15 protein-coding genes are annotated in these 14,754 nt (G+C 69.6%); 5 read left to right on the forward strand and 10 right to left on the reverse strand.

Going from position 1 to position 14,754, the window contains the following annotated elements; all coding sequences use genetic code 11:
- Nucleotides 1-228 precede the first annotated feature (228 nt).
- Nucleotides 229-678 (forward strand): DUF192 domain-containing protein, encoded by a 450-nt coding sequence (locus ASD78_RS07865; RefSeq protein ID WP_055902048.1) that lies wholly within the window; start codon nucleotides 229-231, stop codon nucleotides 676-678.
- A 10-nt stretch (nucleotides 679-688) separates the two neighbouring features.
- Here the strand turns inward: ASD78_RS07865 and ASD78_RS07870 are convergent, their stop codons facing one another.
- A complete protein-coding gene (locus tag ASD78_RS07870; protein ID WP_055902052.1) occupies nucleotides 689-880 on the reverse strand; it encodes a rubredoxin in 192 nt (63 codons plus the stop codon).
- Between the two features lie 70 nt (nucleotides 881-950).
- Here ASD78_RS07870 and thiE point away from each other — a divergent pair, with 70 nt between their 5' ends.
- Both thiE and hemL read left to right on the forward strand, forming a co-directional pair.
- Nucleotides 951-1,613, forward strand: coding sequence for a thiamine phosphate synthase (gene thiE / locus ASD78_RS07875; protein WP_056099976.1), 663 nt, complete (start codon nucleotides 951-953; stop codon nucleotides 1,611-1,613).
- Complete coding sequence (gene hemL, locus ASD78_RS07880) at nucleotides 1,606-2,889, forward strand: glutamate-1-semialdehyde 2,1-aminomutase (RefSeq protein WP_055902056.1); 1,284 nt, start codon at nucleotides 1,606-1,608, stop codon at nucleotides 2,887-2,889. Before thiE ends, hemL begins: the two co-directional genes overlap by 8 nt.
- Nucleotides 2,890-3,083: 194 nt before the next feature.
- On the opposite strand, the gene ASD78_RS07885 is transcribed toward hemL, so the two are convergent.
- Together ASD78_RS07885 and ASD78_RS07890 are read right to left on the reverse strand one after the other, a co-directional pair.
- Nucleotides 3,084-4,310 (reverse strand): acetylornithine/succinyldiaminopimelate transaminase, encoded by a 1,227-nt coding sequence (locus tag ASD78_RS07885; RefSeq protein WP_056099978.1) that lies wholly within the window; start codon nucleotides 4,308-4,310, stop codon nucleotides 3,084-3,086.
- Nucleotides 4,311-4,431: 121 nt separating this feature from the next.
- Nucleotides 4,432-4,830: a glutathionylspermidine synthase family protein gene (locus ASD78_RS07890; RefSeq protein ID WP_235566468.1), complete on the reverse strand. Its 399-nt coding sequence runs from the start codon at nucleotides 4,828-4,830 to the stop codon at nucleotides 4,432-4,434.
- 58 nt (nucleotides 4,831-4,888) lie between these two features.
- Here ASD78_RS07890 and ASD78_RS07895 point away from each other — a divergent pair, with 58 nt between their 5' ends.
- Complete coding sequence (locus ASD78_RS07895; RefSeq protein WP_056099986.1) at nucleotides 4,889-6,475, forward strand: M20/M25/M40 family metallo-hydrolase; 1,587 nt, start codon at nucleotides 4,889-4,891, stop codon at nucleotides 6,473-6,475.
- Nucleotides 6,476-6,561: 86 nt separating this feature from the next.
- On the opposite strand, the gene ASD78_RS07900 is transcribed toward ASD78_RS07895, so the two are convergent.
- Both ASD78_RS07900 and ASD78_RS07905 read right to left on the reverse strand, forming a co-directional pair.
- A complete protein-coding gene (locus tag ASD78_RS07900) occupies nucleotides 6,562-7,407 on the reverse strand; it encodes an NAD(P)-dependent oxidoreductase (RefSeq protein WP_056099988.1) in 846 nt (281 codons plus the stop codon).
- A gap of 179 nt (nucleotides 7,408-7,586) precedes the next feature.
- On the reverse strand, nucleotides 7,587-8,243 hold the full coding sequence (locus ASD78_RS07905) for a serine/threonine protein kinase (RefSeq protein ID WP_056099992.1): 657 nt from the start codon (nucleotides 8,241-8,243) through the stop codon (nucleotides 7,587-7,589).
- Between the two features lie 132 nt (nucleotides 8,244-8,375).
- Here ASD78_RS07905 and ASD78_RS07910 point away from each other — a divergent pair, with 132 nt between their 5' ends.
- The gene (locus ASD78_RS07910; RefSeq protein ID WP_056099996.1) at nucleotides 8,376-10,397 is read left to right on the forward strand and encodes a bifunctional DedA family/phosphatase PAP2 family protein; all 2,022 of its coding nucleotides are present in this window, start codon (nucleotides 8,376-8,378) and stop codon (nucleotides 10,395-10,397) included.
- Nucleotides 10,398-10,422: 25 nt separating this feature from the next.
- Here the strand turns inward: ASD78_RS07910 and ASD78_RS21670 are convergent, their stop codons facing one another.
- The 5 genes from ASD78_RS21670 to ASD78_RS07930 form a co-directional block, all read right to left on the reverse strand.
- Nucleotides 10,423-10,557 carry a hypothetical protein gene (locus tag ASD78_RS21670; protein ID WP_255355378.1) on the reverse strand — a complete coding sequence of 45 codons (135 nt, stop codon included), beginning with the start codon at nucleotides 10,555-10,557 and terminating at the stop codon, nucleotides 10,423-10,425.
- Nucleotides 10,558-11,127: 570 nt separating this feature from the next.
- Nucleotides 11,128-11,730, reverse strand: coding sequence for an LON peptidase substrate-binding domain-containing protein (locus ASD78_RS07915; RefSeq protein WP_055902075.1), 603 nt, complete (start codon nucleotides 11,728-11,730; stop codon nucleotides 11,128-11,130).
- A gap of 39 nt (nucleotides 11,731-11,769) precedes the next feature.
- On the reverse strand, nucleotides 11,770-12,156 hold the full coding sequence (locus ASD78_RS07920; protein WP_055902080.1) for a hypothetical protein: 387 nt from the start codon (nucleotides 12,154-12,156) through the stop codon (nucleotides 11,770-11,772).
- A gap of 364 nt (nucleotides 12,157-12,520) precedes the next feature.
- The gene (gene mpl, locus ASD78_RS07925; protein ID WP_056099998.1) at nucleotides 12,521-13,927 is read right to left on the reverse strand and encodes a UDP-N-acetylmuramate:L-alanyl-gamma-D-glutamyl-meso-diaminopimelate ligase; all 1,407 of its coding nucleotides are present in this window, start codon (nucleotides 13,925-13,927) and stop codon (nucleotides 12,521-12,523) included.
- Nucleotides 13,928-14,161: 234 nt separating this feature from the next.
- Nucleotides 14,162-14,740 carry an adenylate kinase gene (locus ASD78_RS07930; RefSeq protein ID WP_055902085.1) on the reverse strand — a complete coding sequence of 193 codons (579 nt, stop codon included), beginning with the start codon at nucleotides 14,738-14,740 and terminating at the stop codon, nucleotides 14,162-14,164.
- Nucleotides 14,741-14,754 lie beyond the last annotated feature (14 nt).

Consider the following 14,754-nt stretch of genomic DNA (forward strand, 5'->3'; position numbering starts at 1 on the left):
GCCGCGCATCTTACAGCAGATTTCGCGACCGTCAACACCCTGCGAAACCTTTTTTCTTACCGCTTCCCGACTTCCGTTCAGGCCGTTCGGCCGTCCCGGTGAGCGGGGCGCGCATTGTGCACAGCCAAATCTGAATTGGGAAGGGGGGCGGCGAAAATTTTTTCGACTTGACCGCCGCGCCGGCCTGCCCGAAGGTCGCCGCACCCTTACGGAACAAGGAAAAACTCGATGTCCACGCTACGTCTGTTGGCCGCCTGCGGCGCCCTGGTCCTGTCCGGTTGCGCCAGCGGCGCCGATTCCTGGGTGGAGCTGGGCGGTCAGCGCTACACCGTCGAGGTCGCCGACGACGACGAAGAGCGCGCGATGGGCCTGATGTTCCGCGAGGAAATGCCCGAGGGCAGCGGCATGATCTTCATCCACGAGCGCCAGGAGCCGCAGTCGTACTGGATGAAGAACACCAAGATCCCGCTGGACATCCTGTATTTCGACGATTCCCGCAAGCTGGTGTCGCAGCAGCGCGACGTGCCGCCGTGCTCGGCCGGCAACCAGTGCCCGCCCTATCCGAGCAATGCGCCGGCGCGTTATGTGCTGGAACTCAATGCCGGCCAGGCGGCCAAGCTGAAGCTGAACGACGGCGCGGTCCTGACCTTCGGCCCGGGACTGCCGCCAAAGCCCTGAGGCGGCGGCCTCAGACCTCCATCATTTCGAAGTCGTCCTTGGTCACACCGCAGTCCGGACAGGTCCAGGTGTCGGGCACGTCCTCCCAGCGGGTGCCGGGGGCGATGCCCTCCTCCGGCAGGCCCTTGGCCTCGTCGTAGATGAAGCCGCACACGACGCACATCCAGGTGCGGAAGACGGTGACGACGGCGGTCTCGGACATATGGGCGGATAATGCGTTTTCTGCGGAACGTACATTGTCCCACTCCAGTCGCGCCCACGGAAGCGCCGTCATGCATTCATCCTGGCCGCGCCGCGGCGTTTACGCGATCACTCCCGACGAGAACGACGACGCGCGCCTGCTGGCGCGGGTCGAACAGGTCCTGGCCGCCGGCGCGGTCTGGCTGCAGTACCGCAACAAGGCCGCCGACGCCGCGACCCGCGAGCGCCAGGCGCGCGCCCTGCTGCCGCTGTGCCGCCGCCACCGGGTGCCGCTGATCGTCAACGACGACTGGCGCCTCGCCGCGGCGATCGGCGCCGACGGCGCCCATCTGGGCGAGGACGACGGCGAGATCGCGGCCGCGCGGCAGGCCCTGGGCGGCGACGCCCTGCTCGGCGCCTCCTGCTACGACCGCGCCGATCTGGCCCGCGCCGCGGTCGCGGCAGGCGCCGATTACGTCGCTTTCGGCGCGTTTTTTCCCTCCTCGACCAAGCCCCACGCGCGCCGTGCCGCGCCGCAGTTGCTGAGCGACGGCGCCGCGCTGGCGGTGCCGCGGGTGGCGATCGGCGGCATCACCCCGGACAATGCGCGCGGCCTGGTCGAGGCCGGCGCCGACTTGCTGGCGGTGATCAGCGGCGTGTTCGACGCGCCCGACCCGGCCGCCGCGACCCGCGCCTACCGCGCCTGTTTCGACCCCGCTCCCCTTTCCCAAGACCCCGCGCCCGCCTATGAATAACGCCCGTTCGCACGCCCTGTTCACCCGCGCTTCCGAGCTCCTGCCCGGCGGCGTCAATTCGCCGGTGCGCGCGTTCAAATCCGTAGGCGGCGAGCCGTTCTTCGCCCAGCGCGCCGAAGGCGCGTACCTGTACGACGTCGACGGCAACCGCTATGTCGACTACGTCGGCTCCTGGGGCCCGATGATCGCCGGCCACGCCCACCCGCAGGTGCTGGACGCGGTCGCGCGCACCATGCGCGACGGGCTCAGCTTCGGCGTGCCCAATGCGCTGGAAGTGACCATGGCCGAGGCGATCACCGCGATCGTGCCCAGCTGCGAGATGGTGCGCATGGTGAACTCGGGCACCGAGGCCACGCTGTCGGCGATCCGGGTCGCGCGCGGCGCGACCGGGCGCAACCGCATCGTCAAATTCGAGGGCTGTTACCACGGCCACGGCGACAGCTTCCTGGTCAAGGCCGGCAGCGGCGCGCTGACCCTGGGCCTGCCGAATTCGCCAGGCGTGCCGTCGGCGCTGGCCGATCTGACCCTGACCCTGCCCTACAACGATTTCGACGCCGCGACGCGTTTGTTCGACGATGTCGGCGACCAGATCGCAGGCCTGATCATCGAGCCCATCGTCGGCAACGCCAACTGCATCCTGCCCAAGGACGGCTACCTTCAGCACCTACGCGAGTTGTGCACGCGCTACGGCGCGCTGCTGATCTTCGACGAGGTGATGACCGGTTTCCGCGTCGCCCTGGGCGGCGCACAGCAGCGCTACGGCATCGTTCCGGACCTGAGCACCTTCGGCAAGATCATCGGCGGCGGCATGCCGGTCGGCGCTTACGGCGGTCGCCGCGATCTGATGAGCCAGGTCGCACCCAGCGGCCCCATCTACCAGGCGGGCACGCTCAGCGGCAATCCGGTGGCGATGGCCGCGGGCCTGGCGACGCTGGACCTGATCCGCGCACCGGGCTTCCACGATGCGCTGGAACGCAGCACCCACGCGCTCTGCGACGGCCTGGAAGCGGCCGCGCGCGAAGCCGGCGTCGCCTTCCACACCACCCGCGCGCCGGGCATGTTCGGCCTGTATTTCCGCGAAGGGCCGGTCGAAAGCTTCGCCGATGCGATGGGCTCGGACACCGCCCGCTTCAACCGCTTCTTCCACGGCATGCTCGAGCGCGGCGTGTACCTGGCGCCGTCGGCGTTCGAGGCGGGCTTCATGTCCAGTGCGCACGGCGAGGCCGAGATCGCGCATACGATCGAGGCCGCACGCGCGAGTTTCGCCGCGCTGTGATCCGTACCGAGTGAGTCGGCCAGGCCGCGCACGCGCGGCTCCGGAAACGCGAACGGGCCGACTTGCGTCGGCCCGTTCTGTTTGCATCGCGCAGTTCTAGGCAGACCGGCGCGAACTCGTCTTCGTGAACCAGGCTGATCGGCCGGGTGCGGGCCGCGATCGCGCGAAGACACGACCGCTCACCCGCCGCACGCTCAGCGACCGAGGAACCCGGCCAACGCGGCACGCAGGCGCGCCAGGCCTTCGGCGAGGTCGGCGTCGGCGATGTTCAGGGCCGGCACGAAACGCAGTACGTCGGGACCGGCCTGCAGCAGCAACAGGCCGTGGTCGATGCAGCGGTCGAGGATCTCGCCGGCCTTGCCGGCGTGCTCCGGACGCAGCTCCGCGCCCAGCATCAGGCCGCGGCCACGGATGTCGGAGAACAGCGAGAACTCGGCATCCAAAGCGCTCAGCGCGGCGCGCAGGGCCGCCGACTGGCGTTCGACGTTGGCCAGCAGCGCCGGCGACGACAGCTCGCGCAGCGCGGCGCCGGCGACCGCGGCGGCGAGCGGATTGCCGCCGAAGGTGGTGCCGTGGGCGCCGAACTGCATGCTCTCGCCGGCGCGCGCGCCGACCAGCATCGCGCCGATCGGGAAACCGCTGCCCAGCGCCTTGGCCAGGGTGACCACGTCGGGCACGACTTCGTAGCCGTGGCAGGCGAACAAGCGGCCGGTGCGGCCCATGCCGCATTGGATCTCGTCCAGGATCAGCAAGGCGTCGTGGCGATCGCAGAGCGCGCGCAGGCCCTGCAGGAATTCCTGCGTCGCCGGCGTCACCCCGCCCTCGCCCTGCACCGGCTCGACCAGCACCGCGCAGACGTCGCCGCCGGCCATCGCGGCTTCGGCCGCGGCCAGGTCGTTGAAGTCGCTGTAGCGGAAGCCCGGCGGCAGCGGCTCGAAACCTTCGTGGTACTTGGGCTGCGCGGTCGCGGTAACCGCGGCCAGGGTGCGGCCGTGGAAGCTGCCGCGGAAGCTGAGGATCGCGCGGCGCTCGGGCGCGCGACCCTGCGCGGTCGCCCACTTGCGCGCGAGCTTGATCGCGGCCTCGTTGGCCTCGGCGCCGGAATTGCAGAAGAACACCCGCTCGGCGAAACCCGAGGCCTGGACCAGGGTTTCGGCCAGGCGCAGCGGCGGCTCGCTGACGAACACGTTGCTGGTGTGCCAGAGCTTGCCGGCCTGCTCGGTCAGCGCGGCGATCAGCGCCGGATGGGCGTGGCCGAGCGCGTTGACCGCGATGCCGGCGCCGAAATCGACGTACTCGCGACCGTCGCGATCCCAGACCCGCGCGCCCTTGCCGTGATCGAGCACGATCCGGCGCGGACGGTAGACCGGCAGGTAGTAGCGCTCGGAAAGGGCGAACAGCGATTCGGTCGAGGCGGTCATCGGACGCGGAGTCGGTTGGGGAGAATGCGTATTCTCGCCCAAGTCGGCAGCCGGCGCTGGCCTTCCGGCGCCATGCGGCCACGCGGCCCCCGTGCCGGAGACCCCTTATCGGCCGCTACGATCAATCGAAGCAGTGCGGTACGAAGCGGCTGCCGTTGCGGGTCACGCGGTCGTCGTCCTCACGCATGCCCAGGCCGGCGGCGACATCGCCGACCACCCAGGATCCGAGCACCGCATGGCCGGCGGCGCTGCGGTACAGCGGCGAATAGGCCTGGTAGACCGTGGCCGGCGCGGCCAGCAACGGCGCGCTTTCGAACACCATCACGCCCTCGCCTTCGCGACCGTGGCGCGGCTTGGCGACCAGCGGCCCGTCGAGGTCGGCCGGGTCGTGCGAGGCCGGCAGCAGGTTGGGATGGCCGGGAAACAGCCGCCACAACAAAGGCAGCAGCGACTTGTTCGACAGCAGTAGCCGCGCACCGTGGGGTCGACAAGCGCTGCAGGGCACTGTGCGCTGCGTCATGCGGCGAGCCGGTGCCTGCGCGCAGAATCGCAGAACCACTCCGGGGACCCACACGCTCATGACCCAGCCGCGCCGCTCGTCGTTCGCCTGCCTGTTGTCCGCCCTGCTTGTCGTCACGTCCGCCGTCGCCGCAGCGCCTGACGCGCCCAAGATCTCGATCACCGAAACCGCCGCGTTCGATGCGGCTTCGGTGCCGGCGTTCAATGGCGACTACGCCGACATCTACACTTACCTCGACCAACACCGTGCCGAGAATCTGGCGCAGTTGCAGCGCTGGGTCCGCCAGCCTTCGATCAGCGCCCAGAACAAAGGCATCCAGGAAATGGCGGAGTTGCTGCGCGCCGATCTGCAGGGCCTGGGCTTCCGCGACACCGCGCTGGTGCCGACCTCCGGCCATCCGGGCGTCTACGGCTACTACGACGCCGGCGCCGAGCACACGCTGGTCGTCTACATGATGTACGACGTGCAGCCGATAGAGCCCACCGGCTGGAAGGTCGACGCCTTCAAGGGCGAGCTGGTCGACGAGCCCGGTCTGGGCAAGGTGCTGATGGCGCGCGGCGCGACCAATCAGAAGGGCCCGCAACGCGCCTTCCTCAATGCGCTGGAGGCGATGATCAAGGTGCGCGGCAAGCCGCCGGTGAACCTGATCGTGCTGGCCGAGGGCGAGGAGGAACTGGGTTCGCCGCACTACCCGGAGATCGTGGCCAAGTACCAGGCGCAGTTGCGCAAGGCCGACGGCGTGTTCTTCCCGATGAACACCCAGGGCCGCGACGGCAAGGCTGGGATGTTCCTGGGCGTGAAGGGCATCCTGTATTTCGAACTGGAAGCGCGCGGCAACGCCAAGACCGGCGGTTCGCAAAAGAGCGAGGTCCACGGTTCGATGGCGGCGACGCTGGACTCGCCGACCTGGCGCCTGGTGCAGGCGCTGTCGACCCTGACCACGCCCGAGGGCGAGATCGCGGTGCCGGGCTACCGCGATGCGATCCGTCCGCCCAACGCCGAAGAGCAGCGCCTGTACAACGGCCTGATCGGCGAACGCGAGAAGGACGCGGCCAAGAGCCTGGACGTGCTCGGCGCCACGCGCTGGAAGAACGGCCGCAGCGTGCGCGAGGCGGTGGCGTCGGAGCTGTTCGACACCACGCTCAATATCGACGGACTGGTCGCGGGCTACACCGGCGAAGGCGTCAAGACCATCCTGCCGCACCGCGCGGTGGCCAAGATCGATTCGCGGCTGGTGCCGAACCAGACTCCGGAACAGGCCTTGGCGCTGATCCGCAAGCAGCTCGACGCGCAGGGCTTCGACGACATCGTGGTGCGCCAGCTCTCGGGCTATCCGCCGGCGCAGACCTCGGTCGACGCGCCCTTGTCGCGTGCGGCGATCGGCACCTACCGCAAGTACGGTTTCACTCCGACCATCGCACCGCGCCTGGCCGGCAGCGCGCCCTACTACGTGTTCACCCAGACCCTGGGACTGCCGATGATTTCCGGCGGCCTCGGTCACGGCAGCGGCGCGCACGCGCCCAACGAATACATGGTGGTCGAACCGCAGGCCGGTTCGAAGATCGCAGGCCTGGCGCAGGCCGAGCGCTTCTATGTCGACCTGATGTACGCACTGTCGGATGCGCTGAAGCCGGCGAAGAAGTAAGGCGACGGCACGCGGCGGGCGATGCGGTTCGCGTCGCCCGCCGCAGCCTGCGCCGGCCACACCTCGATGCCGGCGTCCAGCTTCGCTCAGCGCCGGTGCTTGGGCGCGCTGTCGAAATCCAGGAACAGGTCGGGCAGCAGCGGCTGGGTGGGATCGACCGCGTAAGCGGCGAAGTCGGTGATGCCCAGCGCGAACAGCACGTCGTCGTCGATCAGGAAGTGGCCGTAGTAGCCCTCCGCCGGCCGCACCAGCACCGCGTGCGCGGCGTCGGCGACGATTTCCGGGGTCCGGCAGCGTTCGGCCCGCACGCCCGGGATCATGTTGATCGCGTCGGTGGCGATCACCGTGCGCGGCCATAGCGCGTTGACCGCGACGCCCTGCGGGCCGAACTCGGCGGCCAGGCCCAGGGTGACGAAGCTCATGCCCATCTTGGCCAGGGTGTAGCCGGTGTGCGGGGCCCACCACTTCGGATCGGTGCTCAGCGGCGGCGCCAGGGTCAGGATGTGCGGGTTGGGCGCCTTCAGCAGATGCGGCAGGCAGGCCTGCGCGCACAGGAAGCTGCCGCGGGCGTTGACCTGCTGCATCAGGTCGAAGCGCTTCATCGGCGTGTCCAGGGTTCCGCGCAGCCAGATCGCGCTGGCGTTGTTGACCAGGATGTCGAGGCCGCCGAACGCATCCACGGTGGCCGCGACCGCCGCGCGGACCTCGTCCTCTTCGCGGATGTCGCACTTGAGCGCGAGCGCATGACCGCCGGCGGCTTCGATCTCGGCCGCGACGCTGTGGATGGTGCCGGGCAGCTTCGGATTGGCGACGTCGGACTTGGCCGCGATCGCGATATTGGCGCCGTCGCGCGCAGCGCGCAGCGCGATCGCGCGACCGATGCCGCGCGAGGCGCCGGTGATGAAAAGGGTCTTGCCGGACAAGCTGCTCATGAGAACTCCTTGAGAGACCGCCGGCGACCAGCGCGCGGCGATCCCTGCATCGTGGGTGGCGTCGTTCGTGGGCGCGGGCGCCCGCCTATGCCATCGATCCTAGCCGAGGCGCCGCTCCATGCGCTGCTGGCCCATCCAGGTACGGACGCGCTTGCGAACCGGCTCAGGGCCCGGCCGGCTCAGGGCTTGGGTCCCTGCCCTTCATTGTCTTCCCAATGCAGGATACGCCGCGTCACGAAGCGGTACACCGGCTTGCCGGTCGCGAACCAGGCCGCGCGCAGCCACGAATGCCGCTGCAGCAGGCGCCGCTCGACCGGGGTCAGCGCCTGCGGGCAATAGGTGCGCTTGTGCTTGAGCAGATGGCGCAGGTCCTCGCGCGCCAGCAGGCGCATCCAGCGCGAGCGCGGGCGGCCGCGCACGGCGAGCTGGAAGTCGATCACCGCCGGGGCGCCGTCGGCCAGGACCAGCCAGTTGGCTTCCTTGGCCAGGTCGTTGTGGGCGATGCCGCAGCGATGCAGTTGCTGCAGCAAACGACGCGCGCGCCGGAAATAGCCGAGGTCGCCGCGCGGCGGGCGCTGGTACATGGCGGCTCCGTCGAGATAGCTGCGGTCGAGCCGGCGCCCGTCCCAGCGCAGCAGTTGCGGCGCCGCCAGGCCGCTCACGCAGCGCAGGGCCTGGGCCTCGCGCCGCGCCAGCCACCACGCCGGCAGGCGCAGCCACAGCGGCACGTGGGCGAGGTCGCGACGCACGAACAGGCCGTCGCCGTCGCGCATCAGCGCGATGCGGCCGAAGCTGTCGGCCTTGAGCGCGGCGACTTCGATGGCGTCGGTGGTCATGTACGCAGTGTACGTTCGGGGCCGTGGCTTGGGGATTCGGCTTGGAGATGCGGTGCGCGCGCCGCGCTTGAATTCGACGCTCCACCGCCCCCACTCCCTAATCCTGTCTTCCGCGCTGCCTATAATCGACCGATGGATTCAGCCTGGCTCGAAAGCGCGACCGCATGGATCGCGGCGAACCCCACCGCCGCCGGCGCGGTGATCTTCCTGATCGCGTTCTGCGACGCGCTCATCATCCTGGGCATCGTGGTGCCTGCCCTGCCGCTGCTGTTCGCGGTCGGCGCGCTGGTCGGCCTGGGCCACATCAGCGGGCCGTATGCGCTGGCCTGCGCGGCGCTGGGCGCGTTCGTCGGCGATGGGCTCAGCTACTGGGTCGGTTATCGCTGGGGGCCGCAGTTGCGCCAGCGCTGGCCGTTCTCGCGCTATCCGCAATGGCTGGACCGCGGCGAGCAGTTGTTCCGCCGCCACGGCAGCAAGAGCATCGTGATCGCGCGCTTCGTCGGCGCGGTGCGGCCGTTCGTGCCGGCGATCGCGGGCATGCTGCACATGCCGGCGCGCCGTTACGCGCTGCCCAGCCTGTTCGCCTGCATCGCCTGGGCGGCCGCGTTCCTCGCGCCCGGCTGGGTCCTGGGCGCGTCCTACGACGCGGTCGCGGCGGTCGCCGATCGCCTGGCGCTGGTGCTGGGCGGGCTGCTGGTCGCGGTCGCCCTGGTCTGGGCCTGCGTGCTCTACACCTGGCGCTGGTTCGCCGCGCATGCCAACAACCTGCTCGCGCGGGCGCTGCGCTGGACCCACCGCCACCCGCACCTGGGCCGCTACGCAGAAGCCCTGATCGACCCGAACCGGCCGGAGTCGGCCTCGCTCGCGATCCTGGCGGTGTGCCTGCTCGGGATCAGCTGGGCCTGGTTCACCCTGCTTGCGACCCTGCTCGCCAGCGGCGGTCCGCTGGCCCTGGACCACAGCATCCACGAACTGATGTGGAGCCTGCGCAATCCGCTGGCCGATCGCCTGATGGCCGCGCTGGCGAGCCTGGGCGACGCCGCGGTGCTGGCGCCGGCGGCGCTGGTCGCGTTGGGTTACCTGCTGTGGCGCAGGCGCTGGCTCGCGGCCGCGCATTGGGTCGCGGCGATCGTGTTCGGTCTGGCGCTGACCAGCCTGCTGGAGGCGGCGATCGACATGCCGCGCCCGCCGACGGCGCCGGCCGGCTTCGGTTTCCCTTCGGTCGCGGTCACCATGACCACGATCGTGTTCGGCTTCTTCGCGGTGCTGATCGCGCGCGAACTGCCCGGGCGGCAGCGGGTGTGGCCGTACCTGCTCGCGGGCGTGGTCACCACCCTGGTCGGCTTCGCGCGCCTGTACCTGGGCGCGCACTGGCCCAGCGACCTGGTCGGCGGCACCTTGTTCGGCATCGTCTGGCTGCTGGTGCTGGGTATCGCCTACCGTCGCCACGTCGCGCGTTCGTTCTGGATGCGGCCGCTGTCCTGGCTGTTCTACGGCACCTTCGTCGCTGCCGCGCTGTGGCACGCGCCGCGCGCGGCCGACGCCTTGCTGGCCAAGTTCGCCGCCGCCGCGCCGACCCGCGTGCTGTCCGCCGACGATTGGTGGCGACGCGATTGGGCGGTCCTGCCCGAACACCGCAACGAACGCGACCTGCGCCGGCGCTGGCCCTTGAACCTGCAGGTCGCCGGGCCTCTGCAACCGCTGCGCGACACCCTGCTGGCGCAGGGCTGGCGGGTGCAACCGCAGGCCGACTGGCTGGCGACGATCGCCCTGCTCAACGACGACGCCGCGCCGTTGGAACAGGCGGTGCTGCCCGCGACCCTGGACGCGCAAGCCGAATCGCTGCTGTTGCTGCGGCCGAGCACGCGGCCCGACGAGCAGTACGCGCTGCGTTTGTGGCGGGCTCCGGCCAAGCTCGACGACGGCACGCCGCTGTGGCTGGGCACGAGCCAGGTGCTGCGCCTCACCAAACCGCTGGATGCGGCGGCGCTATGGCTGCCGACCAGCGATGACGTCCGCGCGCACGCCACGGTCCGCGCCGCGCTGGCCGGCTTCGGCGGCATCGAAGCGACCGGCCTGCACGGCACGCCGGTGCTGCGGTTGCGGACCACGCCGATGGGCGAGCCTTCGCCGGATGAAGAGCGCAAGCGCTGAGGTTGCGCGGTAAGGCGGCGTGGGCTCACATCGAAAAGTCGAGGCGGCCATTCGCAATCTCACTGTTGTATTGCTTGCATGCCGTTGCTGTTGCTGCTGCTGCTGTTGTTGCTGTTGCTGTTGCTGTTGCTGTTGCTGTTGCCCCGGCATTGAAATCCAATGTGCCGCACTCGCCCAGTCCCGCTCAGACCCGAAGGGCGGCGCGCAGGACGCGCGCCGTTTTTCGAGGAACAGGATGTTCCTTCGAAAAATCCCGGCGCCACTTCCGATCTCGCACGGGAGGGTTGTCTAGGCAGGCCCTTCTCTTTGGTTACTTTCTCTTGGGCCAGCAAGAGAAAGTGACCCGCACGCGCAGCGGGCGGAAGCTGTTGCTTAAGAACGAAACCAACGAAGTAACTGGGATTCGCGATCGCGGCTCACGCCGCTCCTACCCCAAGGCCAGTGGCAAGAGAAAGTGACCCGCTCGCGCAGCGGGCGGAAGCTGTTGCTTAAGAACGAAACCAACGCAGCAAACGGAATTCGCAATCGCGGCTTACGCCGCTCCCACAGAAAGCAGAAAGCGAAGCCGATCCCCATCGAAATATGCGTAGTGGCCGGAGGTCGTGGTCGCGGCTCACGCCGCTCCTACCCCAAAGCTGGAGCGGGGCGGACGGGCCAAGCGATCGCGGCTCACGCTGCTCCACAGAAAGCAGAAAGCGAACCCCAGAGCGAGAGCGAGAGCGAGTGCCGGCTAGGGCAACAACGCCAACAAACGGTCCAGACGCTCGTGCGGATCGTCGATCTGCAGCAAGGCCTGGCGCTGCGCGTCCTGCAGCGGCAACAGCTCGGCCAGGCGCCAGCCGACCCAGGCCGCGTCCTCCATCCGCACCCGCGGCGCCATCGCGTGCTCGCCGCCGAAACGGTCGACCAGTTGCTGCAGCAGGATCGCGAGCAAGCCGTGCTCGGGCCGCACCGCCTGTTCCGGGTCCGGCGCGCACCATTCGATCTCGGCCACCTGCAGGCCGTTGTCGCGCACCCGCACCCGGCGCGCATGGAAGCGGCGCGCGCCGCGCACGCGCAGGGTCAGCAGGCCGTCGGCGTCGTTGCCGAAATCCTCGATCAGCGCTTCGGTGCCGAAGGCCGCGGCACTGGCCGGGGCGCCGACCTCCTCGCCGTCGATGATCAGGCAGACGCCGAAACCACGGCCGCGGCGGCCGCAGTCGCGAACCAGGTCGAGGTAGCGCGGTTCGAATACGCGCAGGCCGAGCGCGGCACCGGGCACCAGCACCGTGTGCAGGGGAAACAGGCCCAGCCATTCCGGGCTGGGCGGCGCGGCATCGGAGGCGAGCGACATGTCGCCAGTGTACCCGCGCCGCACGAGGCGGCTATCGCCTCAAGCCGGGTCGAGCAGCTCGATCAGAGCGCGGCGTTTCTTGCGCGGGAGCCGCCGCAGCAGGCCGGCCAAGCGCATTTCCTCGGGGTCGCCGTACGGGCCCTGGGGATCGCGCACCGACAGGCCGTTGCCGTCGACGCTGCCGCGGCCGGTGGACAGCCATTCGAAGCTCACCTGCTGCTGCGTGGCGATTTCGATCATGCGCTGCAGTTCGGGCAGCGACAGTCCGAGCAGCCACTTGCGTGCGGTCTCGCGGCTGACGTTGTAATGGATCGACAAGGCGCCGATGCGGGCGCGGCCCTTGGCGAAGCCCGAGAAGTCCAGCGCATGGCTCAGGCGCCGGGCGAAGTCTGCGTGCTTGGGCTTGTCGTCGTGCGTAGAGTTCATAGGTACCGCCCATGCATCCTGCCAGGCCGAGACGGGCTCCTGCGCGGGCGCGGACGCTGCGCCCGCAGAGCGGGGAATGACGCAACTCATTGTTGCGTATATGCCGCCCTGAAATGGCACTTTTCGTGTGCAGAAATAGCAATTTTAAGTTGCGATATGCGGCTTGTGCCCAGACTCGCATCGGATGTGCCACGAGGTCGGCAATGGGCACATTTAGGCCGATTTATATGCCTATCAGGCGTGGCGATATGCCGGAAAACGGCACGCAGGATCCGGCGCAAGCGGCGACGCGCACGTCATCGCCATTGCACGTTCGGATTGGAAACTCGGCAGGCGCCGCGCCCGGGACCGGGCGCCGGCCGATTCAGCCGGCGGCGTCCTGCAGTACGGCGAGGAAACGGCACGGCGCGCCGTCGAAACCGCCGTTGGACATGAAGACGACGTGGTCGCCGGCGCGCACGCGGGCGCGCAGGGCTTCGATCAGCGCGGCCGCATCGGGCACGGCCACGCCTTCGCCGCGCAGGCCGGCGACGACCTTGCCGGCGTCCCAGGCCAGTTCCGGGCGATGCAGGAACACCACGGTGTCGGCGCCGTCCAGCGACGGCGCCAGGGCTTCGGCATGAGCGCCCAGGCGCATGGAATTGCTGCGCGGTTCCATCGCCACGACGATGCGGGCGCCGCCGACGCGCGCGCGCAGGCCGGCCAGGGTGGTCGCGATCGCGGTGGGGTGGTGGGCGAAGTCGTCGTAGACGGTGATGCCGCCGGCCTCGCCGATCACTTCCAGGCGGCGCTTGACGCTGCGGAACGCGGCCAGGGCCGGCAGCACCGAGGCGACCTCCACGCCGACCGCGTGGGCGCTGGCGAGCGCGGCGAGCGCGTTCATCACGTTGTGGCGGCCGAGCAGCGGCCAGCGCACTTCGCCGATCTCGACGCCATCGTGGACCACGACGAAAGCGCTGCCGTCGTCGGCCAGCAGGCGCGCGCTCCAGGTGTAAGCGGCACCGCCCTCGCCTGCGGCGTGCCGGGCCAGTCCGGCGTCCAGGCCGAAGGTCTCGACCGGGGTCCAGCAGCCCATCGCCAGCACTTCGGCCAGGCGCTCGTCCTCGCCGTTGACGATCAGGCGGCCGCGGCGCGGCACGGTCCGCACCAGGTGGTGGAACTGGCGCTGGATCGCGGCCACGTCGGGGAAGATGTCGGCGTGGTCGTATTCGAGGTTGTTGAGGATCGCGACCAGCGGGCGGTAGTGGACGAACTTGCTGCGCTTGTCGAAGAAGGCGGTGTCGTACTCGTCGGCCTCGACGACGAATTCGCGGCCGGCGCCGATGCGCGCGGAAACGCCGAAATCCTCGGCGACGCCGCCGATCAGGAAGCCCGGCGCGCGGCCGGCGGCTTCGAGCAGCCAGGTCAGGATGGTGGTGGTGGTGGTCTTGCCGTGGGTGCCGGCGACGGCGAGCGTGTCGCGGCCCGGCAGCACCTGTTCGCTGAGCCACTGCGCGCCGGAGGTGTAGCGGCGGCCGTCGTCGAGCACCTGCTCGACCGCGCCGTTGCCGCGCGAGAGCGCGTTGCCGACCACGATCTCATCGCAATCGGGCGAGATGTTGCCGGGCTGGTAGCCCTGGCGTAGAGCGATGCCGAGCTGTTCGAGCTGGGTCGACATCGGCGGGTACACCGCCTGGTCGCTGCCTTCGACTTCGTGGCCGAGTTCGCGGGCGAGCGCGGCGACGCCGCCCATGAAAGTACCGGCGATGCCCAGAATATGTAGCTTCAAGATCCGACGTTCCTGATAAGACTGCGCTACCTACTCCCCTCCCCCGCTTGCGGGAAAGGGGCAAGGGGTGAGGGCACGCGAGACCCGGCGTCCGACGCCGGCCGCAAGTCTGCCTACGTCAACGCAAGGAAACTCGCGCCGCGTTTTGTGGTTCGTATGCCCTCACCCCAGCCCTCTCCCGCTTGCGGGAGAGGGAGCCGAGGCATGAGCGGCGAAAGCGACTCAGGCCGGTAAAGCTCAGCCGACCACCGGCGCCGGCGACAGCGCCTCGACGATGCGCGTGAACACCTCGTCCAGCGAGCCGACGCCGTCGATCGCGGTCAGACGGCCGTGCTGGCGGTAGTACTCGATGACCGGCGCGGTGACCTCGTCGTAGACCTTCAGACGGGTGCGGACCGCGTCCGGGCTGTCGTCCTTGCGGCCCTGCTCGGCGGCGCGGCCGGCGATGCGCTCGACCAGCAGATCGATCGGCACCTCCAGCTGTACGGCGTAGTCCATCGGCTGGCCGATCTTCTTCAGCAGCGCGTCCAGCGCATCGGCCTGGGCCAGGTTGCGCGGGTAGCCGTCGAGGATGAAGCCGCCATGGGTGTCGGGACGCGAGAAGCGCTCCTCCAGCATGCCCAGCAGGATCGCGTCGCTGACCAGGTTGCCGGCGTCCATCACCGCCTTGGCTTCCAGGCCCAGCTTGGTGCCGGCGGCGACTTCGCCGCGGAGCAGGTCGCCGGTGGAAATGTGCGGCACCTGCAGGTGGTCCTTGAGTCGCGCCGCCTGCGTGCCCTTACCGGAACCGGGCGCGCCCAGAAGTACCAATCGCATCTACATCGCTCCTA

This window comes from Lysobacter sp. Root667 (assembly GCF_001427715.1).
In the GTDB taxonomy this organism is placed as follows: domain Bacteria; phylum Pseudomonadota; class Gammaproteobacteria; order Xanthomonadales; family Xanthomonadaceae; genus Lysobacter.